Below are 23,410 nucleotides of genomic sequence, written 5' to 3' on the forward strand. Positions count from 1 at the left end.
CGATGACCCACCCTCTCGTGACGCGCCTGACCGAGGAGTTCGGCTTTCCTGCGTTCGACGATCGCGTCGCCTTCGACGCCTGGCGCGACCGGCCCGGGGTCCAGGTGGCCTTCGTCCCCGGGGACGCCGCGCGCAACCTGGAAACGCCCGACGTCGCGGTGATCCTGCCCGAGCTGCACATGACCTTTCAGCGGGCCTTCGTCGTCTGCGTCGTGGGCGACGGGATCGAGCGGGAGCTGCGCAACGAGACCGGCGTGCTGAAGACGCCCTCGCTGATCTTCTTCCGCGACGGGATCTGCCTGGGCGGTATCGCCCGGGTGCGCGACTGGGACGATTACATGGCGCGCATCCCGCGCTTCCTGGCCGCCCGTCCCGCCGCCGAGGCCCCCGCCGTCCCGACCCCCGCCGCCTGAGGAGAGGCCAAGATGCAGAACTTCCACATGCCCCCCACGGGCTACGGCCCCGGCTCTCAGACCTCCGAGGATGGCGAGGAACTTGAATACCTGCCGATGCCGCAGGACATGCGCACCTATTCCGCGCATCTGCCCGAGGTCGAGGAGGCCCCGGCGGCAGCGCTGGCGATGCTGGACGCCCTGGCCGCCGCCTGCGACCGGGTGGCCGCCGGCGGCGCGCCGGAACGGTTCGACCTGTCGACGATGGAGGGCCCGGCCCGCGCCGTGATGGCAGAGACCCTGGGCGAAGGCGAGGTGGCTATGAAGATCCGCGGCATCCCGGCGATCCGCGTGCAGGAAAGCGTCTTTGCCGGGGTCTGGTCACTGACCGGCGCGGGCGTCGACCTGGTCGAGGTGGCCCAGGTGCCCGCCGCGGCCATCGACCGGGCCGCCGAGCCCTACCGCCCCGCCACCGGCGACACCCCCGGGCCCGGCGTGGTCAATGCCCCCGCCCTGCTGATCGAGTTGCAGGATCACGCCGCCAACCGGGACGTCGCGCATCACGTCATCAACCTGTCGCTGCTGCCCCATACCGAAGAGGACCTGGCCTGGCTCACCGCGCGCCTGGGCGAAGGCTCCGTCGACATTCTGTCGCGTGGCTATGGCAACTGCCGCGTCACCGCCACCGCCCTGCCGCGCTGCTGGCATGTGCAGTTCTACAACTCCACCGATCAGCTGATCCTCGACACCTACGAGATCACCCCGATGCCCGAGGTCGCCCTGGCCGCAGGCGAGGACCTGTCGGACAGCGCCGAGCGGCTGCGCGAAGTTCGGGAGGCGATCCGATGAGTGCCGCAGGCCACGCCCCCGCCGCGCCGGTCGCGACCTTCGAAGGCTCCTACCTCGGCGCGCAGGACAAGATTTCCGACCAGGCGATCATGGAATGCAAGGTCTGCTGGACCCCCTACGACCCGGCAGACGGCGACGACAGCCGCCAGGTGGACCCCGGCACGCCGTTTTCGGCCCTGCCCGAGGACTGGACCTGCCCGACCTGCTCGGCCCCCGCCGAACAGTTCATGGTGCTGGAGGATCCCGGCGCCGCCGAGATGCGCGAGGCCGCTCGCATCGCCGCCGTGACCGCACGGCTGGTCGATGATTTCACCGAGGTCTGGCATGCCAAGATGCGGGACGTGCCGCTGGTCAACAAGTCGCTGCAGGTGGAAGCCGTGGGCTTTCGTGCCTGGCAGGGGCAGATCCTGGGCGTGCTGGTCTCGCCATGGTTCATGAACCTGGTGCTCCTGCCCGACGGCGACAGCTGGGACCTTGTGCCGGGTGAGAAGGAGGTGATCTCCTTCCCCTCGGGCGATTACGAATTCCTGCACAACACCCGCCCTGCCATCGGCAGCTACAAGGCCTGTTCGCTGTTCTCTCCCATGGGCGACTTCACCCGCCAGAAGGACGCAACCGACGTGGCTCGTGCGGTGATGATCGCGATCTTCGACGCGGCCAACCGCGCCGAAACCGACCGAAGCGCCGACATCCGCGCCGCCCGCGAGGCAGAGCTGGAGGCAGCGGCAAGTGACGAATCCGGGACGGACGGCCCCGAGGCCCCCCCCATCCCGATCCTCACCGACCGCCCCAGCCGCCGCGCGGTGCTGACCGCGGGGCTGGCGGAGGCGGCCCCTGCCCCGTCCGACGCGCCTGAAACCGCCCCATCGGACGGCACGGCGGATACGGACAGATGAACGCCATGGTCGCTCCACCCTCAGGCCTGCGCCTGCGACGCGCCCCAACGTTGCCGGTGGCGCGGTTGGTGATCGGCAAGCGCGTGGAGGAGGTTGAGGCCCTGCTGCCCCGGATCTTCTCCCTGTGCCGCAACGCCCAGACCGCCGCGGTTCAGGGCGCCCTGGGGCGCCTCGACGCGACCAGGGTGCCGCCGGCGCTGCGCGGCATCGCCGAGGACATGCTGCGCGACAACCTGCTGAAGTTTCTCCAGTCCTGGCCCCGCCTGCTGGGCCTGACCCCGCGCGACCTGGACATCCTGCACGCGCCACCGGACTGGATCGCCCTGTCTCTTTTCGGCTCGGCGGGTCGTCTGCCGACGCGTCCGGCCGACATGACCGCCTTCCTGGGGTCCGGCCGGGGCATCGCGCCGGTCCTGGCCGGCATCGACGCCGCCTTCGGCCCGGGCCACGGTGTGGCCGACAGCCTGCCCCTGGCCTCGACGGCGAATGCCTGGGATCGCGGCGTCGACAATGGCCCGGCAGCACGCCACGCGACACGCCCCGCCATGGCAGCGCTGGAAGTCCTGGGGCGAGGCCCCTTGTGGCGCGCCCTGGGCCGGGCCTACGATACGGAAAGCGCGCTGCGCTGCGCCCTGCCCGCGATCCACTGCCCCGCCCCCGGCACGGCCATCGTTCCCGCGACACGGGGCGCCTATGCCATCCGTATTGCCCAGAAGGAGGGGATCGTGACGGAGTTTGAACGCATCACGCCCACCTGCTCCCTGCTGGCGCCGGGCGGTGTGGCGGACCGGGCCCTGGCCAGCCTGCCCGGCGGCGCCGAAGACCGCGCGCCGCTGCTGCTGGATATCCTCGATCCCTGTACCCCGGTCCAACTGGAAGCGACCGATGGGTCTCCCATTCCGCACCCCGACCCCGTCCGCGACGCCGCCCCTGCAGAGGAGGCCTCCGATGCATGAGATGGCGCTGTGCGAAGGGATCCGCCGCGTGGTGGATAGGGCCGCGAACCGTCCCGACGTGACCCGCGTCACCCGGGTCCGGCTGGAAATTGGCCAGTTCGCCGGCGTGGAGAAGGCCGCCCTGTCCTTCGCCTGGGAGGTCGTGATGCGCGGCTCCAAGGCCGAGGGCGCGGACCTCGTGATGATCGACCTGCCCGGAAAGGCGCTGTGCTACGACTGCATGGAAGAGGTCGAGATCCCCGAACGCCTGTCGCCCTGCCCGCGCTGCGGCGGCGGCAAGCTGCTGCCCCAGGGCGGCGATCAAATGCAGATCAAGGACATGGAGGTGCTCTGATATGTGCACTGTTTGCGGTTGTGGCGACGCCAGCGTCGCCGGTCATTCCCACGATCATGGGCATGGGCATGGGCACGATCATGGCCATGCACACACGCATGACCACGGGCATTCCCACGACCATGCGCACCATCATCACGGGCACCATCACCACGGCGCCGCGGGCGATCTGCATTTCGGCCAGGGGCCTGCAGGCACCGAGGTGGCCGGCATGTCGCAGGAGCGGCTGATCGAGATCGAGACCGGCATCCTCAGCCAGAACGATGCCCATGCGGCCCGCAACCGTGCTCGCCTGGCCGAGCTGGGCGCCTATGCCGTCAACCTCGTCTCCTCCCCCGGGTCGGGAAAGACCACGCTGCTGTGTGCCACGATCCGCGCCATGCAGGCGGCGCCGGACGCGGGCCCCGTCGCGGTGATCGAGGGCGATCAGCAGACCACCAACGACGCCGACCGCATCCGCGCCACCGGCGCCCCGGCGGTGCAGGTCAACACCGGCAAGGGCTGTCACCTGGACGGGCACATGGTGGGCCACGCGATGGAGCACCTCGGCCTGGCCCCCGACAGCACGCTGTTCATCGAGAACGTCGGCAACCTGGTCTGCCCGGCGGCCTTCGACCTGGGCGAGGACGCCAAGGTGGCGATCCTGTCGGTCACCGAGGGCGAGGACAAGCCGCTGAAATATCCCGACATGTTCACCGCCTCGCGCCTGGCCCTGCTGAACAAGACCGACCTGGCCCCCCATTGCGACGTCGACCTGGATCTCTACGAGGCCAACCTGCGCCGCGTGAACCCGGTGATCGAGGTCATCCGCGTCTCCGCCCGCACCGGCGAGGGGCTGGACCGCTGGATCGCTTGGCTGCGCAGCGAGGCAGCGGCAAAACGCATCCGCATGGCGGCCGAGTGATGGCCGAGGCGCAACTGCCCACCGTGCTGGTCGTCGATGACGAACCGCATTCCGTCGCCGCCATGCGGATGGCGCTGGAGGATGATTTCACCGTCCTGGAGGCGACCAGCGCCGAGGAGGCCTGGGCGCAGATGGAACAGCACTGGGTGCATGTGGTGATCTCGGACCAGCGGATGCCGGGCGAAACGGGCGTGGGCCTTCTGACCCGGGTGCGCGACCGCTGGCCCGACACGGTGCGCATCATCGTCACCGGCTACACCGAAAGCGGCGACATGATCGACGCGATCAACCAGGCCGGCATCTACCAGTTCATCACCAAGCCCTGGCATCCCGACCAGTTACTGATGGCCGTCAACAATGCGGCGCGGCTGTTCGAACTGGCGCGCGATCATGAACGCATGACGCTGGAGATGCGCTATCTCGGCACGGCCGCCGCCGCGCGGACCGAGGAACGGCGCCAGATCCTGCAGGCCGGGCTGGGCTTCGACAAGGTGCTACGCGGGCCGAACTCGCCCCTGAACGCCACCATCGCCCGCGCCCGGCATTTCGCCAGCTTCGACGTGCCGGTATTGATCACCGGCGAGCCGGGCACCGGCAAGACGGAGCTGGCCCGCGCGATCCACTACGGCTCCCTGCGGGCCGAACGGCCCTTCTTCGAGCTGAACTGCGCAGGCCTTGGCGACGAGGTGCTGGCGGCAGAGCTGTTCGGCGCCCGACGTGGCGCCCTGCCGGGCAGCCCGCAGACCCGCACCGGCCTGCTGCAGAAGGCGGTGCGCGGCACGGTCTTCCTCAATGGGATCGACACCCTGTCGCCCGCCATGCAGATGGCGCTGTGGCGCGTGGTGACCGAGGGCGCTTTCCAGCCCTACGGCGCGCATGAGACGCTGACCACCAACGCCCGCATCCTGGCCGGCAGCCACCGCGACCTGCGCACCATGGTTGCCGAAGGGCGGTTCCGCAGCGACCTCTACTACGCGCTGCAGGTCACCGAGCTGACCCTGCCGCCCCTGCGGGCGCGCACCGACGACATCGTGCTGCTGGCCGAACGCTTCCTGCACGAGGCGGCGCAGGAGCATGGCAAGCCCGCACGCGGGTTTGCCCCCGATGCGGCCGCCTTCCTCGAAGGCTACGACTGGCCCGGCAACCTGCCCGAGCTGCGCAACGAGGTGACGCGGATGCTGATCCTGGCGCAGGATGTCACCTTGGGCGCCGACCTGATCTCGCGCCCGATCCTGCAGGCCCGCGACCCGCGCGAGGGCGCGCCCCAGGCCGCCCCGGACTTCAGCCAGCTGGACGGCACGCTGAAGGAACGGGTGGAGATCATGGAGATGCGCATCCTGGGCGAGACCCTGACCCGGCTGCGCTGGAACAAGTCGCGCGCCGCCGCCGAGCTGGGCCTGTCCCGCGTCGGCCTGCGCGCCAAGCTGGACCGCTACGGGATCGAACCCCATGCGTCCGTGTCATCCGAGGAGGACTAGCCGATGTGTCTTGGTATTCCGGGCCAGATCATAGCCATTTCCGACCCCGCCCGGCAGATGGGCCTGGCCGAGATTTCCGGCGTGCGGCGTGAGGTCAGCCTGGCCCCCGTCGCCGACCGCCCCCTGCACCGGCTGGTCGGGGAATGGGTGCTGATCCACGTGGGCTTTGCCATGGCCATCATCGACGAGGCCGAAGCCGCCGCCACCCTGGAGGCGCTGCGCGAGCTGGGCGAGGCGCAGGAGGCGCTGGACCAGATGGCCGAGGGCGACCGCGCCCTGGCCGCATCTCCCGCCCCCGCCGAAGGAGCCGTCTGATGCGCTATGTCGAGGAATTCCGCGACCCCACGCAGGCCCGCGCCCTGCTGAAGGCCATCGGCCGCAGCGCCGAGGCCCTGGGCGCCAGCCGCGCCGCGCCGATCCGCATCATGGAGATCTGCGGCGGCCATACCCATTCGATCTTCCGCTACGGGCTGGACAAGCTGGTGCACGAGGGGATCGAGTTTATCCACGGCCCCGGCTGCCCGGTCTGCGTTCTGCCCCGCTCGCGCGTGGACGAGGCCGTGACCCTGGCCGAACGGCCCGGCGTGATCTTCACCACCTTCGGCGATGCCATGCGGGTGCCCGGCACCTCGCGGTCCCTGCTGCAGGCCAAGGCACAGGGGGCGGACGTGCGCACGGTCTATTCGCCGCTGGATGCGCTGGAACTGGCTCGCCGCCACCCGGACCGGGAGGTGATCTTCTTCGGCCTCGGGTTCGAGACGACCACGCCCTCCACCGCGCTGTCGGTGCAGCAGGCGGCGGCGGAGGGGCTGACCAACTTCTGCGTCTTCGTGAACCACATCACCGTGCCGCCGCCGCTGAAGGCGCTGCTGGATGATCCGCACATGCTGCTGGACGGCTTCGTCGGGCCTGGCCACGTGTCGATGGTGATCGGAACGCACCCCTACGACTTCATTGCTCGCGACTACGGCAAGCCGTTGGTGGTGGCGGGGTTCGAGCCGCTGGACCTGCTGCAATCGGTGCTGATGGTGCTGGAGCAGATCCGCGAAGGCCGCGCCGAGATCGAGAACCAGTATGCCCGGGTCGTGCCCGAGCATGGCAACCCCGTCTCGCTGGCCGCGATCGAGGCAGTCTATGAACCACGCCCCAGTTTCGAATGGCGCGGGCTGGGCGAGATCGACGCCAGCGGGCTGCGCATGCGCGAGGCCTTCCGCGCCTTCGACGCGGAGGCGCGGTTCCAGGTGGGCTATGGCGCGCCGCAGGGCCGGGCCCAGGTCCCAGACCCCGAGGGCTGTGCCTGCGGCCAGGTGATGACCGGACGGATGAAACCCACGGCCTGCCCGCAGTTCGGGCGCGGCTGCACCCCCGACACACCGCTGGGCGCGCTGATGGTCAGCTCCGAAGGGGCCTGCGCTGCTTACTGGACCTACGGCGGGGCCCGCGTCGCCGCCGAGTGACCGCCGCCCCTTTTCGACCCAGACCCGACGCTCCAGAGGATCCGTGATGAACGCCGCTACGAAACCGTCCCGCCTTCGCGACACCCATGTCACCCTGTCCCACGGCGGCGGCGGCCGCGCCATGCGCGACCTGATCGAGGAGGTCTTCACCGACGTCTTCCGCCCCGAGGGGGATGAGGATCAGGCGCGGCTGACCGACGCGGCCCTGGCCACGCCCGGCGCGCGGCTGGCCTTCACCACCGACAGTTTCGTCGTCACGCCGCTGGAGTTTCCCGGCGGCGACATCGGCAAGCTGGCGGTCTGCGGCACGGTCAACGACCTGGCGGTCGGCGGCGCCCGGCCGCTGTGGCTGTCGGCGGCCTTCATCATCGAGGAGGGCACCGAGATCGCCCTGCTGCGCCGCATCGTCGCCTCCATGGTGCGGGAGGCGGAAGCGGCGGGCGTGCGCATCGTCACCGGCGACACCAAGGTCGTGGGGCGCGGATCAGGCGACGGGGTGTTCATCACCACCTCGGGCGTGGGGGTGATCCCGGCGGGCCGTGACCTGGGCGCGGCGCAGATCCGCGACGGCGACGTGGCGCTGGTCAACGGGGTGCTGGGCGATCACGGCGCCACCATCCTGGCCGCGCGCGGCGACCTGGCGCTGTCGACCCCGCTGGAAAGCGACTGCCAGTCCCTCACCCACCTGATGGAGGCGGTGCTGGCCGCTGCGCCGGGCACCCACGCGGCCCGCGACGCCACCCGGGGCGGACTGGCGTCCACCCTGAACGAGATGGCCGAGGCGGCAGGCGTCACGGTCGAGCTGGATGAGGCCGCCCTGCCCCTGCGCACGGAGGTGAAGGGCCTGTGCGAGATCCTAGGGCTGGACCCGCTCTACCTCGCCAACGAGGGGACACTGGTGCTTTTCGTGCCGGAGGCCGAGGCCGAGGCCGCGCTGGCGGCGATGCGCGCCACCCCGGCGGGACGGGACGCAACGATTGTCGGTCGGGCCGGACCGCGCGGCTCGGTGCCTGTGACCATGCGCACGGCCTTCGGCGGGCAGCGCATCGTCGACATGCTGGTGGGAGAGCAGCTTCCGCGTATATGCTGAGGGTCCGCGCGTGCCGCGTCGCCTCCTCTCTCCCTCCGGCTTCCCGCCGTTCCGACTGGACCTGACCGATGACCGAAACGCCCCCTGCTTCCGCCTCCGCCGACGCCCCGCGCGCGGTCGACCATCCGCTGCGCGCCGCCACGGTGGACGAGTTGCACGCCCGTCCCTTCCCGGCGATCCCGCCGGGCAGCTTCGCCTGGTTCGTCGCCCTGCGCCCGCTGCGCCGCAGCGATCGCGACCACGCGGCGGAACGGGCCCAGCTGGACGGGCTGATCCGTGGCGGCTGCCAAAGCCCGCCGGCGGAGGGAGCCACCCATTGGTCCGGCCGGCTTGGGCCGCTGACCCTGAAATGGGAAAGCCATACGGAGGTGGTGACCTACCTGATCTGGGGCGCGGAGGAGCGTGACGTCAGCGACCTAGCCGCGCGCATACTGGCCGAGGCAGTCGGTGCGCGTATCGCCTCCGCCCGCTTCCGTGTGACCGAGGTGACGGACGACCAGCAGGTGCGCGACGCCCTGGCCGCAGGGCAAAGCGGCGACAGCCTGGCCGTGGCGCGGGTGATCGACGACCAGGCGGTGATCGCCGGGGATTTCCACCCCGATCCCGGGGGCGACATGCGGTTTTCGGTCTTCATCCGCCCCGGCACCGGCCCGGGCCGGACGGGGCGCATCCTGCAACGCCTGTGCGAGATCGAGGCCTACCGGGCCATGGCCATGCTGGGGTTGATCCGCGCGCGAGAGATGGGGCCGGATCTGGCCCAGGCCGAGGCGCGGCTGTCGTCCCAGATCGCCGGCATCGGCCTGCCCGACAGCGACGCCCAGGCCACGCTGCAGGCCCTCCTGGACAGCGCCGCGACCCTGGAACAGCTGCACGCACGCGCCAGTTTCCGCTTTTCGGCCACCCAGGCCTATGAACGTATCGTCAACGCCCGCATCCAGGTCCTGCGCGAGGCGCGGTTCGAGGGCCGACAGACCTTCGGCGAATTCATGATGCGCCGGTTCGACCCGGCCATGCGCACGGTCGAGGCCACCGACCGCCGCCTGGCCCAGCTGACCGAACGCGCCGGGCGCGCGGGAGAGCTGCTGCGCACCCGGGTCGAGGTGGAGCTGTCGCGGCAGAACCGTGAACTTCTGCTGTCGATGGACCGCCGCTCGGACGAGGCGCTGCGTCTGCAGCACACGGTCGAGGGGCTATCGGTGGTGGCGATCTCCTACTACGCCACGTCGCTGGCGCTTTATGTCGCGGCCCCGCTGGAAAGCTACACGGGCCTGGGAAAGACGACCCTTGCGGCCCTGCTGACGCCGGTGGTGGTGCTGCTGACCTGGCTGGCCCTGCGCCGGATCCGCAATTCGCTGCACTGACCACGCTCACCAGCCCCGGCCCGGGGCTCAGGGCTTGGCGCGGCACCCGCGCCAGCCGCCGCGACGGCCCGTGGAGGCCAGCCGCGCCAGCCCTTCCTGCAACAGCTCCGTCATCGGATGCCCCTCTGCCCCGGCCCCATGGCGGGCCAGCAACGCCTCAAGCGCCGCGCGCTGATCGGTGCCATCGGGCAGGCTCAGCGCCCAGTCCATGAGGATCGAACGGCATTCCACCTGGCCCACGTGCTCCATGCGGTAGGCTTCGCGGATCAGGGCCTTGGGGTCCAACGCATCACCTTTCATCACTCTCCTCCTCCGGCGCCTGCGGCGGCGCGGCCTCGCGCTCCAGCACCTGGGAAATCATCTCCCCCGCCCGCTGCGTGGCCGCCTCGAACCGTGCATCCAGCGCCTCCATGCTCTCGGCGCAGGTATCGCGCAGCAGCAGAGCCCGCCCGCCTTCGCCGATCGTCGCCGGGTCGAGGCGATGATCGCTCAGCAGCTTGCCGACCTGACCGATGCTCCACAACAGGCGGTAGGTGTCGGACAGGTGCGCCCGTTCCTCCTCCCGCATCCAGCCGCTGCCGACCGCCAGCTGCAGCCCGTCGGCGATCCAGCCTTCGGGATCCCCCGCGATCAGCCCACCGGCCTGTGCCATCAGCTCGATCTCCTGGTTGCGACCCCAGCCGACCTTCACCTCCCAGGGGGCGCCGGCCCCCTTGGCCACCAGAATGCGCCGGCGCATCTCGGCCACCTCGCGCAGAACCGCCCCCTTATCGCGTCCCTGCGACACGATCCCGGCGCGGAAGGCCATGACATCCGCCGCCAGCGCCGCGGGCCCCGCGATCACCCGCGCCCGCGTCAGGGCCAGGTGTTCCCAGGTCCAGGCGCTTTCGGTCTGGTAGCTGCGGTAGGCCGGCCAGGAGGTGGCCACGGGCCCCTGGTTGCCCGAGGGGCGCAGCCGCATGTCCACCTCGTATAGCCGCCCCTGCGCCATGGGTGCCGACAGCGCCGTGACCAGCGCCTGGGTCAGGCGGGAGTAGTAGACGCGGGCCGGCAGCGGGCGACGCCCTTCGGAGCTGTCCTGCCCGTCGGCATCATAGATCACGATCAAGTCCAGATCCGAGCGCGCGTTGAGGCGCCCCGCCCCGAGCGAACCCATGCCCATGACAACCGCCCCGCGTCCCGGGGCGGGGCCATGGCGGCGGGCGAACTCCTCCTGGACCACAGGCCAGACGCCCTGCAGCACGGCCTCGGCCAGCCCGGCATATTCGGCGCCGGCCTCTTCGGGGGCGATCAGCCCGCGCAGGTGATGCACGCCGATGCGGAAGTGCCATTCCTTGGCCCAGCGGCGCGCCGCATCCAGCCGCGTCTCGTAATCGGCCTCATGCGCCAGAACCTCGGCCAGTTCCACCGACAGGGCCTGCACCCCGGGCCAGGGTTCGAAGAAGCCGCCGCCGATCACCGCGTCGAAAACGCCCGAGTTGCGGCTGAGGTAGAGCGCGAGGTCCGGCACCGTGCCCGCGATGTCGCAGATCAGGTCCACCAGCTGGGGGTTGGCCTCGAAGAGCGAGAACAGCTGAACTCCCGCCGGCAGCCCCTTCAGGAAACCGTCGAAGGCCTGCAAGGCCTCGTCGGGTTTCGCCGCCCGCCGGAGCCCGGCCAGAAGCTGCGGACGCAGGCGCGAGAAGATTTCCCGCGCGCGGGTCGAGGCCAGCGCCGGGTAGTGGTGCCAGCGGTCCAGCACGGCATCATCAAAGCCCTCTTCCTCAGCCTCCGGCCCGTCTGTGGGCGGCAGCGGGGCAGCGGGGTCGGGCGCAAAGAAGGCCTCGGTGGCCTCATGCACCGCCTCCAGCCGCCGGCTCAGGTCGGCGCGCAGCTCGGCCTCGTCACGCCCCATCAGGGCGGCGAGGCGGGCCAGCCCCTCCCCCTTGCCGGGCAGCTTGTGGGTCTGGGCATCGTTGATCATCTGCACGCGGTGTTCCACCTCGCGATGCGCGCGGTAGTGATCGGCCAGCTCGGTCGCCAGGTCCGAGGGCAGCCAGCCGGTCACCGCCAGCCGATCCAGCGCCGGCACCGTGGCCCGGATGCGCAGCGAGGGGTCGCGCCCGCCCGCGATCAGCTGGTGGAACTGGGCGAAGAACTCGATCTCGCGGATGCCGCCGCGCCCCAGCTTCATGTCGTGCCCGGGCAGGCAGAGCGGCCCGTGGTAACCCTTGCTGTCGCGGATCGCCAGGCGCACCGCGTGGGCGTCCTGGATGGCCGCGTAATCGAGATGCCGCCGCCAGACAAAGGGGCGCAGCGTCGCGATGAACTGCTCCCCCCGGTCCACATCGCCCGCACAGGCGCGGGCCTTGATGTAGGCCGCCCGTTCCCAGGTCCGCCCGACGCTTTCGTAGTAATTTTCCGCCGCCTCCATCCCGACGCAGACCGGGGTGACCGACGGGTCGGGGCGCAGCCGCAGGTCGGTGCGGAAAACATAGCCCTCGCCGGTGATCTCGCTCAGCAGGGACGACATCTTGCGCACCGCCCGGATCAGCGCCGGGCGCGCCTCGCGGTGATCCTCGAACCGATCCTCGTCGTAGAGCGCGATGAGGTCGATGTCGGAGGAGTAGTTCAGCTCCCCCGCGCCCATCTTGCCCATTGCCAGCAGCGTGATGCCACAGCCGGTATCGAGGTCGGCCTCGGTCATCTCCGGCAGTTTCTTCCGCTTCAGTTCGCTCGCCAGCCCCGCGCGCAGGGCCACGCCCGCGGAAAGATCGCCGAAATCGGTCAGCGCGCCGGTCACCTCCTCCAGCCGCCAGGCCCCCGACAGGTCCGCCAGCGCCACGATCAGCGCCATGCGCCGCTTGCCCCGGCGCAGTTCCGACCCCAGCGACGGATCCAGCGGGTCGAGCCCCTGCAGCCGCGCACCTTCGGCCGAAAGCGCCGCGCGCGGGGCCTCCAGCGCGCCGCGCAGCCAGTCGGCCTCCTTGGCCATCAGCCCGGCCAGGTAGGGCGAACTGCCGCCCGTGCCCTCCAGAAGCTCCGCCATCCGGCTGTCGACCTCCGGAAACAGCGCGCGCACTTCGGCGCCCTTGTCTGGATCGAAGGGACGGGGACAGCGGGTGATCGTGAGGATGTCGTTCATGGCCGGAAGGTGCGGCGCGGCGCGGCTCTGGTCAATCCCCGACAGGCGCGGCATCCTCGCGCCGCAGAAGGAGACGAGCATGAGCAAGAGCCTGAAACGCGTGACGCGCGCCCTTGAAGAGGCCGGGATCGACACCGACATCCAGGACCTGGGCGAGACCCGCACCGCCCAGCAGGCCGCCGACGCAGCCGGTTGCGCGCTGGATCAGATCGCCAAGTCGATCATCTTTCGCGGAGAAGAAAGCGGCGAGGCAATCCTGTTCCTGACCGCGGGCAGCAACAGGGTCGATGCGGCGAAGGCCAGCGCCGTGGCCGGGGAACCGCTGGGCAAGGCGGACGCCGCGCTGATCCGTGCGCAGACGGGCTTTGCCATCGGCGGTGTCAGCCCCATCGGGCACCTCAACCCGATCCGCGCCTACCTGGACCCGCGCCTGCTGGAGTTCAACCGAATCTGGGCCGCCGCGGGCACGCCACGCCATGTCTTTGCCATGGACGCGCATATTCTTCCCCGGCTGACGGGCGCGCAAGAGGCTGATTTCACTGAGTGATCCAGGATAATGTAAAATAGTTTCACATAGGGGCTTGCGCGGGGCCTCCGGGATGCCAATCTATGCAATGTGAAAGACGTTCACATCCATCCACGAGGAGACACCAATGACCACCGCCACCTATTCGCCCCGTCACGATGCGCCGCAACGGCGCAGTTGGCTGGGCCGCACCGAGGACTGGCTCGACAGCAAGGGAAAAGGGGCTTGGATCGCCGCGATGGTCCTGGGCTTCATCTTCTTCTGGCCGATCGGCCTCGCCATCCTGTTCTACATGATCTGGGGAAAACAAATGTTCGGAAAATCCTGCCGCAACAGCCGCGCCCGTGACATCCAGGGCCACATGCAGGCGATGCGCCGTTCGGGCTACGCCGCGATGCGCCCCTCGGGCAACAGCGCCTTCGACGCCTACAAGGAAGAGACCCTGCGCCGTCTGGAAGACGAGCAGGAACAGTTCGAAGCCTTCCTGGAACGCCTGCGGGCCGCCAAGGACAAGGCCGAGTTCGACGAGTTCATGGATGAACGCGCCGACCGCGCCCGTGCCGAACGCGACGCCGTGGCCCGCTCGGGCGACGACAACCAGGCGCCCAAGCCCTACGCCGAGGTCTGATCCCGGCCCCGGCCCGGCCCCCGCGGGGGCCGGCCGCCCGTCCCCGACCGAGGCGGCATGGGTTCCCCTGCCGCCCGCTTTTCCCGCCACAGCCCCACGATCCGATGCGCCCGCAGCGCCCAGCCCCTTGCGGCACTGCCGCGCCGGGGCCAGTGTAACCCCGCGCGCCCCTTCACGGAGACCCCGATGACCCCCGCCTACCCCCTGCCCGATCCGGACCTTTCGCCCGCCCCCTACCAAGGCGTCGCGGTCAAGCGCGGCCTGGCCTGGCTGGTCGACATGGCCCTGATCCTGTTCCTGGCGGCGCTGACGATCCCCTTCACCGCCTTCCTGTCGCTGTTCTTCTTCCCGGCCATGGTGCTGCTGGTGGGGTTCTTCTACCGGCTCTTCACAATCGCCTCCGGCTCGGCCACCTGGGGCATGCGCCTCTTCGGGATCGAGTTCCGCACCCTCGACGGCGAGCTGCTCTCGGGCCAGGACGCCCTGCTGCACGTGCTGGGCTACACCGTGTCGCTGGCGATCTCGCCCTTGCAGCTGATCTCGGTGATCATGATGTGCGTCACCCCCTTTGGTCAGGGTCTGACCGACATGGTGCTGAACACCACCGCGGTGAACAGCCCCCGCCGCTGAAGCCCCAGCCCTGAGGCGTCCACCCGCCGGTCCTCGCCTGCACCGATGCGGCGCAACGCGAGGGGCTTGGCGGGGGCGACCTTCGTTGCTATCGTCTCGGCAAATCAGACGGCGCCCGGGTGCACTCGCCCGCGGCGCCGCCGCCGACTGACCACCCCGCCGGACTTCCCGCGCCCCGCCAGAAGATCCGGGCGATCCCCGTTGCCACCGAAAGACCGTCCCGACAGCCGACACAGTTCCGACCCATGCGCCATTCGCTTCCGCTTGCCCCCCAGTTCTACGTGACGGCCCCCCAGCCCTGCCCCTACCTTGAGGGCCGGATGGAGCGGAAGCTGTTCACTTCGCTGCAGGGCGAAACGGCGGAGCAGCTGAACAACACCCTGTCGAAACAGGGCTTCCGCCGGTCGCAGAACGTGCTTTACCGGCCCTCCTGCGCCGATTGCGCCGCCTGCCTGTCGGCGCGGATCGACGTCTCGGCCTTCACCCCGTCGAAGAGCCAGCGCCGGGTGATCAAGCGCAATGCCGACATCGAGCGGCGCGCGACCTCCCCCTGGGCCACGGAGGAGCAATATGCCCTCTTCCGGCGCTACCTCGACAGCCGCCATGCCGATGGCGGCATGGCCGACATGGATGTCTTCGAGTTCGCCGCGATGATCGAGGAAACCCCGATCCGGTCGCGCGTGGTGGAATATGTCGACGCGGACGGCGGGCTGCGCGCCGCCGGGCTGACCGATGTCCTCGATGACGGGGTGTCGATGGTCTATTCCTTCTACGACCCGACGATGGAGCGGCGCTCTTTGGGCACCTACCTGATCCTCGATCATATCGAGATCGCCCGCCAGGCCGGCCTGCCTTACGTCTACCTGGGCTACTGGGTGCCCGGCTCCCCCAAGATGGGCTACAAGTGCAAGTTCTCGGGGCTGGAACTGTATCACAACGGCACCTGGCAGCGGATGCGCCAGCCGTCGGACTACGACAGCACCACCCATCCGCTGAAATCCGACCCGATCGCCGAGCAGGTGGCCAACATCACCCTGCCCGACACCCGCGGCCCGCTGCGCTGACGCCAGCCGCCGGCGTGCACATTTCCCGCCGATACGGGCTGCCTCTAGCTGCCAAATACCGCCATCCTGCCCGGGGCCCGACCACCGCGCCGGAACCTGCGGCTTTTCGCCAGTGCTTCCCCTGCGTCCAGCCCCGTCCTGCGGCGATTTCCCGCCCGTTCGGCCCCGCCGCCCCCGGCGCCGGACCCGCTCGCCATGTCCCGCCGTTGTCCTGTCACCGACGCCGGGGCGCCGCCCTCTCGCTACAGGCGCCCCGGCATTAAATCGGCCCCCAGGGCCTTCAATGGAAAGGACACGCCATGTTCAAGAAAGCCATCCTTGCCGCCGCCGCCGGTTCCACGCTGATCGCCGGGGGCGTCGCCGCCCAGACCGCGACAACCACGACCACCTCGACCTACTCGGTCGACAACTCTGACCAGGTCGAGGACAACGCGCGTTCCGGTCTGGTCGCCGGCGCCACCGCAGGTGCCATCGCAGGCGGCCCGGTCGGGGCCATCGTCGGCGGCGCCATCGGCGCCACGGCAGGCAACCAGCTGACGCCCGACACCAAGACGGTCACCTACGTGCAGCAGAACCCGGTGCGCGTCTCGCCGATGCAGGGCGATGTCGTCGCGGGCTATGTCGTGCCCGACACCGTGACCCTGACGCCGGTGCCCGAGAGCCAGTTCGCCTATGTCTACACGGACCAGGCGCCGGTGATCGTCGATCCGCAGACCCGTGAGGTGATCACGATCGTGCGCTGATCCGGTCGCAATGGTAGAACGCAGAACGGCCCGGGCCTTGCCCGGGCCGTTTCCGGTCTGGCCTGTCGATCAGTTGCCGATCAGGTCCGGCACGATGGTCACGATGCCCGGCACGAACCACAGCAGCGCCAAGCCCACCACCTGGATCAGCACGAAGGGCACGATCCCGCGGTAGATATGACCGGTGGTGACACTCGCCGGGGCCACCCCGCGCAGGTAGAACAGCGCGAAGCCGAAGGGCGGCGTCAGGAAAGACGTCTGCAGGTTCACCGCGATCATGATCGTCACCCACTTGGGATCGAAAGTGCCGCCGTAGATGACCGGCCCCACGATCGGGATGACGATGTAGATGATCTCCAGGAAGTCCAGGACGAAGCCCAGCACGAAGAGCACCAGCATCACGATCAGGAAGACCTGGAACTCGCTGTCGAAGCTCTTCAGGAACTGCTGGATGTAGTGTTCGCCGCCGAAGGAGATAACCACCAGGTTCAGCAGCTGGGACCCCACCAGGATGGTGAAGACCATCGAGGTCACCTTCGCCGTTTCCCGCACGATCTTGCCCAGCACCGAGGTGCGCAGCAGGACCCAGCCGGAATAGATCAGGCCGAAGCAGGCGAACATGAAGCAGACGGCGGCGGCGAGATAGGCCAGGTAGCCCTCCACCGCGACCTCGGCCTGGGTGATCCGCAGGTCGAAGTTGGCGCCCAGCAGGACCAGGGCGATCAGCGCAAAGGTGGACCAGATGATGATCCAGGGATCGCGCCCCTCTTCCTTCAACTTGCGGTAGGCCGCCAGCAGGATGGCCCCGCCCGCGCCCAGGGCCGCCGCCGGCGTCGGGTTGGTGATGCCTCCCAGGATCGAGCCCAGCACCGCGACGATCAGCACCAGCGGCGGGAAGATCACGCGGGTCAGCTCGTTCGAGGCCAGCCGCGACGCGGCATGTTTGCAGGCCCAGAGCGCGACGACCAGCGGGATCGCGATGATCAGCAGGGTTGCCCCGGCCGACATGGCGGGATGGATGAACAACACGTCCAGAAGCGCGATCACCGCCAGCGCCGTGGCCCCAATGACCAGCGGACGCCCATCATCGGCGGGACGTACGCCCCGCGCGGTGGCCAGAACCAGCCCCAGAAGCACGATGATCGTGGCAATGCCGGTGCCGATCGGCGCCGCGCTGGCCGCCTTGGCGGCAATCGCCGCGGTGATCTCCTCGGCGCTCAGCTCATGCCCCTCTTCCAGCCCGCCGGCGGCCATGATGGCCTCCTGCTGGGCGACGGCGAGGTCCCACTTGGCCTGACCGTGCAGCTCGATCATCGCGGCCTGGCAGGTCTCGGAGACATTGGTGCGCAGGATCGCGCCCTCGCCGCCCTGGGCGAAGTTCGACACCGCCAGGTCCTGGCTGCCGACGACGCCCACCTGGGACAGCACCACGGTGCCGACGATCAGGATGGCAGGGACGACGAAGAACCAGGTCAGCGCCTCCTGCCGGGTGATGATGGCGTGCTGGGTATGCTCGCCCGAATGCACCGCCGGGGCGTTCTGCGGCCGCACCAGCGCATAGAGGAAGGCATAGCCTGCATAGAGGCCCGCGAGCAGGATCCCCGGCAGCATCGCCGCCTGGAACAGCGTGCCAACCGAGACCACGGCCGGACGGCCCAGGTAGGTCAGCGCATCGGTACAGCCGAAGCTTTGCGCCCGTGCTTCCTGCGCGGCGGAGTAGAGATCGCCCGAGAGCGTGCCCAGAAGGACCAGCACGATCGACGGCGGAATGATCTGACCCAGCGTTCCGCTCGCCGCGATCACACCGGTGGACAGCTCCGGCGAATAGCCGTTGCGCAGCATGGTGGGCAGCGACAGAAGGCCCATGGTCACCACGGTGGCACCGACGATGCCGGTGGAGGCCGCCAGGAAGGCGCCGACGACGACCACCGACACGGCCAGGCCGCCCGGCAGCGGCCCGAAGACGCGCGCCATGGTGGTCAGCAGATCATTGGCGATCTTCGAGCGTTCCAGGGTGATCCCCATCATCACGAACATCAACACCGCCAGCAGCGTCTCGATCGACTGGCCGGCGAAGACCCGTTCGTTCATCCGGTTCACGATGAAGCTGATGTTGCGGTCCATCGCGGTTTCCCAACCGCGCTCGAAGACCGGCACGCCGACGGTCGGCAATTCCGGGTATCGGAAATGCGAGATCATGTCGGGATGCACCCCCGAGGCCGTCAGCGCCCGGTAGGCGTCGCTGCCGGTGTCGATGGCCTGGTGGATCAGGATGCCGCTGGCATCGAGGTAGGCGATGATGGTGAAGGCGAAGAGGCCCGCACCGGGGATCGCGAAAGCCACCGGAAAACCCGAGAGGATGCCCGCGAAAAGGCTCAGGAATACAATCAGAAGGCCGATCTCGACCCCATCAAGTCCGAAAAGCATGTGTCAGGTTCCCTCAGTGCGTGCCTTCGTAGGCTTCTTCTCCGGACCCGAGCGTGTCGAGATCCAGGTATTTGCCCGCGCTTTCCTCGCCTTCGACGAACTCCAGGTAGGAGCGGTAGAAGAAGGCCACCGCCTGGACGAAGACCAGGGCGACGAAGCACAGGATGAGGATCTTGAAGAGGAAGTAGGCGTTGAAGCCGTCGGGGCTGAAGCCGATGGTTTCCACGTTCCATTTCACGATCCGGGATTTGCGCAGCATCATCTCCAGCTGGTCACTGGCCGAAACCTTGGGCGTGATCAGGTGGCGCCAGAGGAAGAACCAGGAATACATCCAGGTCAGCACCGCCACGGGGATCATGAAGAAGAGCGCGCCGAACATGTCCACGGCGCGCTTGGCACGGTGGCCGATGGCGGCATAGACCAGATCGACTCGCACATGGCTGCCCTGCACGAAGGCATAGGCCACGCAAAGCGCGACCACGGCGGCGTTCCACAGCTTCAGCCCCTCGGCGTACCAGCCCACCGACTGGGTGAACCCGATGCCGAGCGGCGCGATGGTGATCTCGCCCAGCCGGAAGATGGATTGCAGGAAGACGATCAGGATCTGCTGCGCCACCATGATCAGGCCGGCCCAGGCGGCGGTACGGCCCACGGCATTGCCGAAGCCTTCCAGCACCCGCACGCAGCCCCACATGAAGGGCCGGTAAAGCAGACCGGCCAGCGTCACCAGCAGGAAGATGTCGAAGACGGCGAAGAACAGTTCGACCGAGCCGCCGTAATAGATGAAGCGGATCAGCGCTTCCTTGTCAGACCAGTCCAGCCACAGCCCCGGTTGGGTCACCGCAAGGGCAATGTGGTAAAAGCCAAGACCGATCTGCGTCACGAACCAGATGAGCCCGTCGAGCATCCTGTCCCCCCACCTCGATATTCTTTGTCAGGAAAGGCTGCGCACCGATATCGGTGCGCAGCCCGGATCATGTTGCCAACGGCGCCGATCAGCCGCCCAGGACGCGGTTCCGCTGCGCGGTGTAGGCGCTGTCCGACACGCTCATCCAGCCAGAGGCCGAGGCCATCGACGCTTCGGCGGAGTTGCGGATCTCGGCGAAGATCTCATCATCCATGAAGCCGTCCAGCACCTCTTTCGAGGCCGACCCGTAGGCGTCCCAGACGTCGTCGGGGAATTCCTGCACCTGGATGCCGGTCGATCGCAGACGATCCAGCGCCGGGCCGTTGTTGGCGATGAAGAGCGCGTAGTTGTGCTGATGCGCTTCCGCCGCGGCCACTTCGATGATCTTCTGCTGTTCCGGGGTCAGGCCCTCGAAGACGGAAAGGTTGCAGGCCACGGAGAGCGCGGCGCCCGGCTCGTGGAAACCAGCCGGATAGTAGTTCTTGCAGACTTCCTGCAGGCCCAGCTTCTCGTCCGACCACGGGCCGATCCACTCGGTCCCGTCCAGCGCGCCGGTGGACAGCGCCTGGTAGATCTCGCCGCCCGGCAGCACCTGCACGGAGGCGCCCAGGGTTGACAGCGCCTGGCCACCGAGGCCCGGCATGCGGAACTTCAGCCCCTTGAAGTCGTCGGCAGAGGTGATCGGGCTGCGGAACCAGCCGCCGCCCTGGGCCGCGGTCTGACCGGCCAGGAAGGATTTTAGGCCGAAGATTTCACCCAGCTGGTGATGCAGCGCCATGCCACCGTTGGCATAGTACCAAGTCATCATTTCCGGGGCGGTCATGCCGAAGGGCACAGTGGTGAAATAGGCCCAGGCGGGATGCTGACCGACGAAATAGTAATCCGCGCCGTGGTACATGTCGGCCTGGCCTGCGGTCACGGCGTCGAACACCTCCAGTGCCCCCACCAGCTCGCCGGCGGCCTTTGCCTCGACGACCATGGAGCCGCCCGACATCTCGTTGACGTTGTTGACGAAACGCTCAACCGAGTCCCAGACGCCCGCCAGGCCGCGCGGCCAGGTCGTCACCATGGTCAGCTTGACTTGACCCTGCGCGACGGCTGGTGCGGCCAGCGATGCGGCTGCGGCAGCCCCCCCGCCGATGGCGGAAGTTTTCAGAAAAGAACGACGATCCATTTGGGCTCCTCCCCATGTGTCCCCGCCTCTCCCTCCCGGAGAGACGTCCTCAGTGCAGTGGACCCTAGTCGCAGCCCCGAAACCGCGAAATACCAAAGATTACGTAGTTCGCCCGCATTCTTTGCAGAAAATACCCGAACACGCGGGCGTGAGCGCCACGTCACACGGTTTTTCTTGCCCCTCCGCGCCGCTATTTGTGGGATGAATGCCCAGTAACCTGGGGGAGAGGAATCACCTGGCGGCCCTGCCCTGTGCCGCGTGCGCCGCCCCAACACCGGCCTTTGCGGCCGCCGCGCCCGAAAGGTCCCCGACCCGACATATGCCCCGCCCTGCCACCCGGTCCCTTCTGTCCCGCATCAGCCTGACCTACGGCAAGAAGCTCTTCCTTCTGGCCACCCTGCCCCTGATCCTGGCGGTGGCCGCGATCTCGATCCTGGTGCAGGCCCAGTCACGCGAACTGGCGGAACGGGAGATCGCGGCGCTGGAACGACAGATGATCCTGGCCAAGCAGGCGGAGCTGCGCAACTACGTCGACCAGGCGCGTAATGGGCTGAACCGGGTCTACGGCATGGCCGGGCCCGACGACCTGTCGGCACAGGAAACGGTGAAGCAGATCCTGTCGGCGATGATCTATGGCAACGAGGGCTTCTTCTTCGTCTACGACTACGACGGCACCAACCTCGTCTCCCCACGCCAGACCGACATGATCGGCGAAAACTGGTGGGACCTGCGCGACGGCAACGGCAAGTATGTGGTGCGCGAGTTCATCGAGACCGCGCGCGAGGGCACCGGCTATGTCACCCACCTCTGGCCCAAGCCCGACACCGGGGAAGAGGCGCTGATGGTCTCCTACGTGACGGCGTTGCATTCGTGGAAATGGGCCATGGGCACCGGCGTCTTCATCGACGACGTGCTGGCCACCACAGCCGCCGCCCGGGCCGATGTGGAGGCAAGGGTGCAGCGCACCTTCCTTTATATCGGCGCGATCACGGCGGCCGCGCTGGTACTGGTATTTGCCTCCGGCCTCTTGATCAACATCCGCGAACGCCGCCTGGCGGACGCCAAGCTGACAGCGCTGACCCAGCGGGTCTTCGACGCCCAGGAAGAGGAACGCGGCCGGGTCGCGCGGGAATTGCACGACGGTATCTCGCAGCTCCTCGTCGGGGTGAAATACGCCCTCGACGCCGCGCGGCGCCGGCTCGATGCCGGGGACGCGCGGGCCGGCGAGCAGCTGGACCGGGGCATGGACGGCCTTTCCGGCGCCATCCAGGAGGTGCGCCGGATCTCCCGCGACCTGCGCCCCGGGGTGCTGGACGATCTGGGCCTCGGCCCCGCGCTGAAGGCCCTGGTGGAGGATTTCGGCGCCCGCACCGGCATCGAGACCGAGTTCACCACCGTCGTCTTCCGAAACCGGCTGCACAATGATGCCAAGATCGGCCTCTACCGCATCGCGCAGGAGGCGCTGACCAATGTCGAACGCCATTCCGGCGCGACCCGGGTGGAAATGGACCTGCGCGGCCACCGATCGGGCGCCACGCTGAAGATCTACGACAATGGTCACGGCCTGCCGCATCACGCCGACGAAGCGCGCGGCATGGGCCTGCGCAACATGCAGGAACGGGTCGACCAGATGGGCGGCACCCTGCATATCAGCGGCCAGCGGTCCGGCCCGGACCACGGCACCCGGATCGAGGTCACCGTGCCCCTGTCCAAGGTGATCGACGCCGCCTCCCCCGATCTCGACGGCCAGGACCGGCCGACGCGCCCCCAATCGCCCGACGCAACAAAGGACACCGCATGACCGACACGCCCGAGACACCGCAGATGATCCGCGTCGCCATCGTCGACGACCATCCCATGGTGGCCGAGGGAATCGAGGCGATCCTCGACAGTTTTCCCGACATCGCCGTGGTGGGCACCTATCGCAACGGCCGGGCGATCATCGACGCGGTGGAGGACGTCCGGCCCGACGTGATCCTGCTGGATCTCAACATGCCCGAGATGGGCGGGCTGACCGCCTGCGAGATCCTTCTGGAGGAACACCCCTGGCTGAAGATCCTGATCCTGTCGATGCACGACAGCCCCGAATACATCTCCACCGCGCTGGACCACGGGGCGCTTGGCTACATCCTGAAGGACGTGCCCACGGATGAGATCAAGACGGCGATCGACATGGTGATGCAGGGCGAACGCTATCTATGCACCGGCGCCCAGGGTTCCCTCGCCCCGCCGCGCGGCGCCGGTCACCTGACCAACCGCGAACAGACGATCCTGCTGCAACTGGCCCAGGGCAAATCCAATAAAGAAGTCGCCATCGCCCTCGACATCTCCGTGCGCACGGTCGAGACCCATCGCAAGAACCTGAAGAAGAAGCTGGGGATCTCCTCCACCGCCGGGTTGACCCGCTACGCGATAGAACACGGCGTGCTGCAGGCCCCGGGCAAGAGGTTCTGAGGCCCCGGCGCCGGGT

The 23,410-nt window shown here is 68.7% G+C and carries 23 protein-coding genes; 18 read left to right on the forward strand and 5 right to left on the reverse strand.

Annotated elements, in window-relative coordinates; all coding sequences use genetic code 11:
- The first annotated feature begins 2 nt into the window (after window positions 1–2).
- The 11 genes from CVM50_RS14610 to CVM50_RS14660 all read left to right on the forward strand — a co-directional run bounded on the left by CVM50_RS14610 (window position 3) and on the right by CVM50_RS14660 (window position 9,717).
- Window positions 3–413, forward strand: a complete 411-nt coding sequence (locus tag CVM50_RS14610) for a thioredoxin domain-containing protein (protein WP_085888176.1) — start codon at window positions 3–5, stop codon at window positions 411–413.
- A 12-nt stretch (window positions 414–425) separates the two neighbouring features.
- Window positions 426–1,241, forward strand: coding sequence for a hydrogenase expression/formation protein (locus CVM50_RS14615; protein WP_085888178.1), 816 nt, complete (start codon window positions 426–428; stop codon window positions 1,239–1,241).
- Entirely contained in the window at window positions 1,238–2,137 is a 900-nt protein-coding gene (gene hybE, locus CVM50_RS14620) for a [NiFe]-hydrogenase assembly chaperone HybE (RefSeq protein ID WP_085888180.1), read from the forward strand. Before CVM50_RS14615 ends, hybE begins: the two co-directional genes overlap by 4 nt.
- A 5-nt stretch (window positions 2,138–2,142) precedes the next feature.
- Window positions 2,143–3,093 (forward strand): hydrogenase expression/formation protein HupK, encoded by a 951-nt coding sequence (locus tag CVM50_RS14625; RefSeq protein ID WP_232618253.1) that lies wholly within the window; start codon window positions 2,143–2,145, stop codon window positions 3,091–3,093.
- Window positions 3,086–3,427 (forward strand): hydrogenase maturation nickel metallochaperone HypA, encoded by a 342-nt coding sequence (gene hypA, locus CVM50_RS14630; protein WP_085888182.1) that lies wholly within the window; start codon window positions 3,086–3,088, stop codon window positions 3,425–3,427. The genes CVM50_RS14625 and hypA overlap by 8 nt, the downstream gene beginning before the upstream one ends.
- 1 nt (window position 3,428) lies before the next feature.
- A complete protein-coding gene (gene hypB / locus CVM50_RS14635) occupies window positions 3,429–4,331 on the forward strand; it encodes a hydrogenase nickel incorporation protein HypB (protein ID WP_085888184.1) in 903 nt (300 codons plus the stop codon).
- Window positions 4,331–5,809 (forward strand): sigma-54-dependent transcriptional regulator, encoded by a 1,479-nt coding sequence (locus tag CVM50_RS14640; RefSeq protein ID WP_085888186.1) that lies wholly within the window; start codon window positions 4,331–4,333, stop codon window positions 5,807–5,809. The genes hypB and CVM50_RS14640 overlap by 1 nt, the downstream gene beginning before the upstream one ends.
- A 3-nt stretch (window positions 5,810–5,812) precedes the next feature.
- Window positions 5,813–6,124: a HypC/HybG/HupF family hydrogenase formation chaperone gene (gene hypC / locus CVM50_RS14645; RefSeq protein WP_085888188.1), complete on the forward strand. Its 312-nt coding sequence runs from the start codon at window positions 5,813–5,815 to the stop codon at window positions 6,122–6,124.
- Entirely contained in the window at window positions 6,124–7,266 is a 1,143-nt protein-coding gene (gene hypD / locus CVM50_RS14650; RefSeq protein ID WP_085888190.1) for a hydrogenase formation protein HypD, read from the forward strand. Before hypC ends, hypD begins: the two co-directional genes overlap by 1 nt.
- Before the next feature lie 46 nt (window positions 7,267–7,312).
- Complete coding sequence (gene hypE, locus CVM50_RS14655; RefSeq protein WP_085888192.1) at window positions 7,313–8,356, forward strand: hydrogenase expression/formation protein HypE; 1,044 nt, start codon at window positions 7,313–7,315, stop codon at window positions 8,354–8,356.
- 68 nt (window positions 8,357–8,424) lie between these two features.
- Window positions 8,425–9,717, forward strand: a complete 1,293-nt coding sequence (locus CVM50_RS14660; RefSeq protein ID WP_085888194.1) for a DUF3422 family protein — start codon at window positions 8,425–8,427, stop codon at window positions 9,715–9,717.
- 27 nt (window positions 9,718–9,744) lie between these two features.
- On the opposite strand, the gene CVM50_RS14665 is transcribed toward CVM50_RS14660, so the two are convergent.
- A complete protein-coding gene (locus CVM50_RS14665) occupies window positions 9,745–10,017 on the reverse strand; it encodes a hypothetical protein (protein WP_198431908.1) in 273 nt (90 codons plus the stop codon).
- Window positions 10,007–12,841, reverse strand: a complete 2,835-nt coding sequence (locus CVM50_RS14670) for a bifunctional [glutamine synthetase] adenylyltransferase/[glutamine synthetase]-adenylyl-L-tyrosine phosphorylase (protein ID WP_085888544.1) — start codon at window positions 12,839–12,841, stop codon at window positions 10,007–10,009. The genes CVM50_RS14665 and CVM50_RS14670 overlap by 11 nt, the downstream gene beginning before the upstream one ends.
- 79 nt (window positions 12,842–12,920) lie before the next feature.
- On the opposite strand from CVM50_RS14670, the gene CVM50_RS14675 reads away from it, so the two are divergent.
- The 5 genes from CVM50_RS14675 to CVM50_RS14695 all read left to right on the forward strand — a co-directional run bounded on the left by CVM50_RS14675 (window position 12,921) and on the right by CVM50_RS14695 (window position 16,432).
- Window positions 12,921–13,388, forward strand: a complete 468-nt coding sequence (locus CVM50_RS14675; RefSeq protein ID WP_085888196.1) for a YbaK/EbsC family protein — start codon at window positions 12,921–12,923, stop codon at window positions 13,386–13,388.
- 106 nt (window positions 13,389–13,494) lie between these two features.
- A complete protein-coding gene (locus tag CVM50_RS14680) occupies window positions 13,495–13,995 on the forward strand; it encodes a DUF2852 domain-containing protein (protein ID WP_085888197.1) in 501 nt (166 codons plus the stop codon).
- Window positions 13,996–14,181: 186 nt separating this feature from the next.
- On the forward strand, window positions 14,182–14,625 hold the full coding sequence (locus tag CVM50_RS14685) for an RDD family protein (RefSeq protein ID WP_085888198.1): 444 nt from the start codon (window positions 14,182–14,184) through the stop codon (window positions 14,623–14,625).
- Window positions 14,626–14,870: 245 nt separating this feature from the next.
- Window positions 14,871–15,689: an arginyltransferase gene (locus tag CVM50_RS14690; RefSeq protein WP_085888199.1), complete on the forward strand. Its 819-nt coding sequence runs from the start codon at window positions 14,871–14,873 to the stop codon at window positions 15,687–15,689.
- 299 nt (window positions 15,690–15,988) lie between these two features.
- Window positions 15,989–16,432 carry a DUF1236 domain-containing protein gene (locus tag CVM50_RS14695; RefSeq protein WP_085888200.1) on the forward strand — a complete coding sequence of 148 codons (444 nt, stop codon included), beginning with the start codon at window positions 15,989–15,991 and terminating at the stop codon, window positions 16,430–16,432.
- Window positions 16,433–16,501: 69 nt separating this feature from the next.
- On the opposite strand, the gene CVM50_RS14700 is transcribed toward CVM50_RS14695, so the two are convergent.
- From CVM50_RS14700 to CVM50_RS14710, 3 genes are all read right to left on the reverse strand, one after another.
- Window positions 16,502–18,859 carry a TRAP transporter large permease gene (locus CVM50_RS14700; protein ID WP_085888201.1) on the reverse strand — a complete coding sequence of 786 codons (2,358 nt, stop codon included), beginning with the start codon at window positions 18,857–18,859 and terminating at the stop codon, window positions 16,502–16,504.
- A gap of 13 nt (window positions 18,860–18,872) precedes the next feature.
- Entirely contained in the window at window positions 18,873–19,766 is an 894-nt protein-coding gene (locus CVM50_RS14705; RefSeq protein ID WP_085888202.1) for a TRAP transporter small permease subunit, read from the reverse strand.
- An 88-nt stretch (window positions 19,767–19,854) separates the two neighbouring features.
- Window positions 19,855–20,940 carry a TRAP transporter substrate-binding protein gene (locus CVM50_RS14710; protein WP_085888203.1) on the reverse strand — a complete coding sequence of 362 codons (1,086 nt, stop codon included), beginning with the start codon at window positions 20,938–20,940 and terminating at the stop codon, window positions 19,855–19,857.
- A gap of 319 nt (window positions 20,941–21,259) precedes the next feature.
- Between CVM50_RS14710 and CVM50_RS14715 the strand changes: the two genes are divergently transcribed.
- Window positions 21,260–22,741 (forward strand): cache domain-containing protein, encoded by a 1,482-nt coding sequence (locus CVM50_RS14715; protein ID WP_085888204.1) that lies wholly within the window; start codon window positions 21,260–21,262, stop codon window positions 22,739–22,741.
- Window positions 22,738–23,394, forward strand: a complete 657-nt coding sequence (locus CVM50_RS14720; protein WP_085888205.1) for a response regulator transcription factor — start codon at window positions 22,738–22,740, stop codon at window positions 23,392–23,394. Before CVM50_RS14715 ends, CVM50_RS14720 begins: the two co-directional genes overlap by 4 nt.
- Window positions 23,395–23,410: the final 16 nt, after the last annotated feature.

Origin of the sequence: Pseudooceanicola marinus (assembly GCF_002786295.1) — a bacterium.
Taxonomy (GTDB): domain Bacteria; phylum Pseudomonadota; class Alphaproteobacteria; order Rhodobacterales; family Rhodobacteraceae; genus Pseudooceanicola; species Pseudooceanicola marinus.

Coding starts and splice junctions, on each gene's coding strand:
- CVM50_RS14610 (WP_085888176.1), top strand. CDS start 3: ATGACCCACCCTCTCGTGACGCGCCTGACCGAGGAGTTCGGCTTTCCT.
- CVM50_RS14615 (WP_085888178.1), top strand. CDS start 426: ATGCAGAACTTCCACATGCCCCCCACGGGCTACGGCCCCGGCTCTCAG.
- hybE (WP_085888180.1), top strand. CDS start 1,238: ATGAGTGCCGCAGGCCACGCCCCCGCCGCGCCGGTCGCGACCTTCGAA.
- CVM50_RS14625 (WP_232618253.1), top strand. CDS start 2,143: ATGGTCGCTCCACCCTCAGGCCTGCGCCTGCGACGCGCCCCAACGTTG.
- hypA (WP_085888182.1), top strand. CDS start 3,086: ATGCATGAGATGGCGCTGTGCGAAGGGATCCGCCGCGTGGTGGATAGG.
- hypB (WP_085888184.1), top strand. CDS start 3,429: ATGTGCACTGTTTGCGGTTGTGGCGACGCCAGCGTCGCCGGTCATTCC.
- CVM50_RS14640 (WP_085888186.1), top strand. CDS start 4,331: ATGGCCGAGGCGCAACTGCCCACCGTGCTGGTCGTCGATGACGAACCG.
- hypC (WP_085888188.1), top strand. CDS start 5,813: ATGTGTCTTGGTATTCCGGGCCAGATCATAGCCATTTCCGACCCCGCC.
- hypD (WP_085888190.1), top strand. CDS start 6,124: ATGCGCTATGTCGAGGAATTCCGCGACCCCACGCAGGCCCGCGCCCTG.
- hypE (WP_085888192.1), top strand. CDS start 7,313: ATGAACGCCGCTACGAAACCGTCCCGCCTTCGCGACACCCATGTCACC.
- CVM50_RS14660 (WP_085888194.1), top strand. CDS start 8,425: ATGACCGAAACGCCCCCTGCTTCCGCCTCCGCCGACGCCCCGCGCGCG.
- CVM50_RS14665 (WP_198431908.1), bottom strand. CDS start 10,017: ATGAAAGGTGATGCGTTGGACCCCAAGGCCCTGATCCGCGAAGCCTAC.
- CVM50_RS14670 (WP_085888544.1), bottom strand. CDS start 12,841: ATGAACGACATCCTCACGATCACCCGCTGTCCCCGTCCCTTCGATCCA.
- CVM50_RS14675 (WP_085888196.1), top strand. CDS start 12,921: ATGAGCAAGAGCCTGAAACGCGTGACGCGCGCCCTTGAAGAGGCCGGG.
- CVM50_RS14680 (WP_085888197.1), top strand. CDS start 13,495: ATGACCACCGCCACCTATTCGCCCCGTCACGATGCGCCGCAACGGCGC.
- CVM50_RS14685 (WP_085888198.1), top strand. CDS start 14,182: ATGACCCCCGCCTACCCCCTGCCCGATCCGGACCTTTCGCCCGCCCCC.
- CVM50_RS14690 (WP_085888199.1), top strand. CDS start 14,871: ATGCGCCATTCGCTTCCGCTTGCCCCCCAGTTCTACGTGACGGCCCCC.
- CVM50_RS14695 (WP_085888200.1), top strand. CDS start 15,989: ATGTTCAAGAAAGCCATCCTTGCCGCCGCCGCCGGTTCCACGCTGATC.
- CVM50_RS14700 (WP_085888201.1), bottom strand. CDS start 18,859: ATGCTTTTCGGACTTGATGGGGTCGAGATCGGCCTTCTGATTGTATTC.
- CVM50_RS14705 (WP_085888202.1), bottom strand. CDS start 19,766: ATGCTCGACGGGCTCATCTGGTTCGTGACGCAGATCGGTCTTGGCTTT.
- CVM50_RS14710 (WP_085888203.1), bottom strand. CDS start 20,940: ATGGATCGTCGTTCTTTTCTGAAAACTTCCGCCATCGGCGGGGGGGCT.
- CVM50_RS14715 (WP_085888204.1), top strand. CDS start 21,260: ATGCCCCGCCCTGCCACCCGGTCCCTTCTGTCCCGCATCAGCCTGACC.
- CVM50_RS14720 (WP_085888205.1), top strand. CDS start 22,738: ATGACCGACACGCCCGAGACACCGCAGATGATCCGCGTCGCCATCGTC.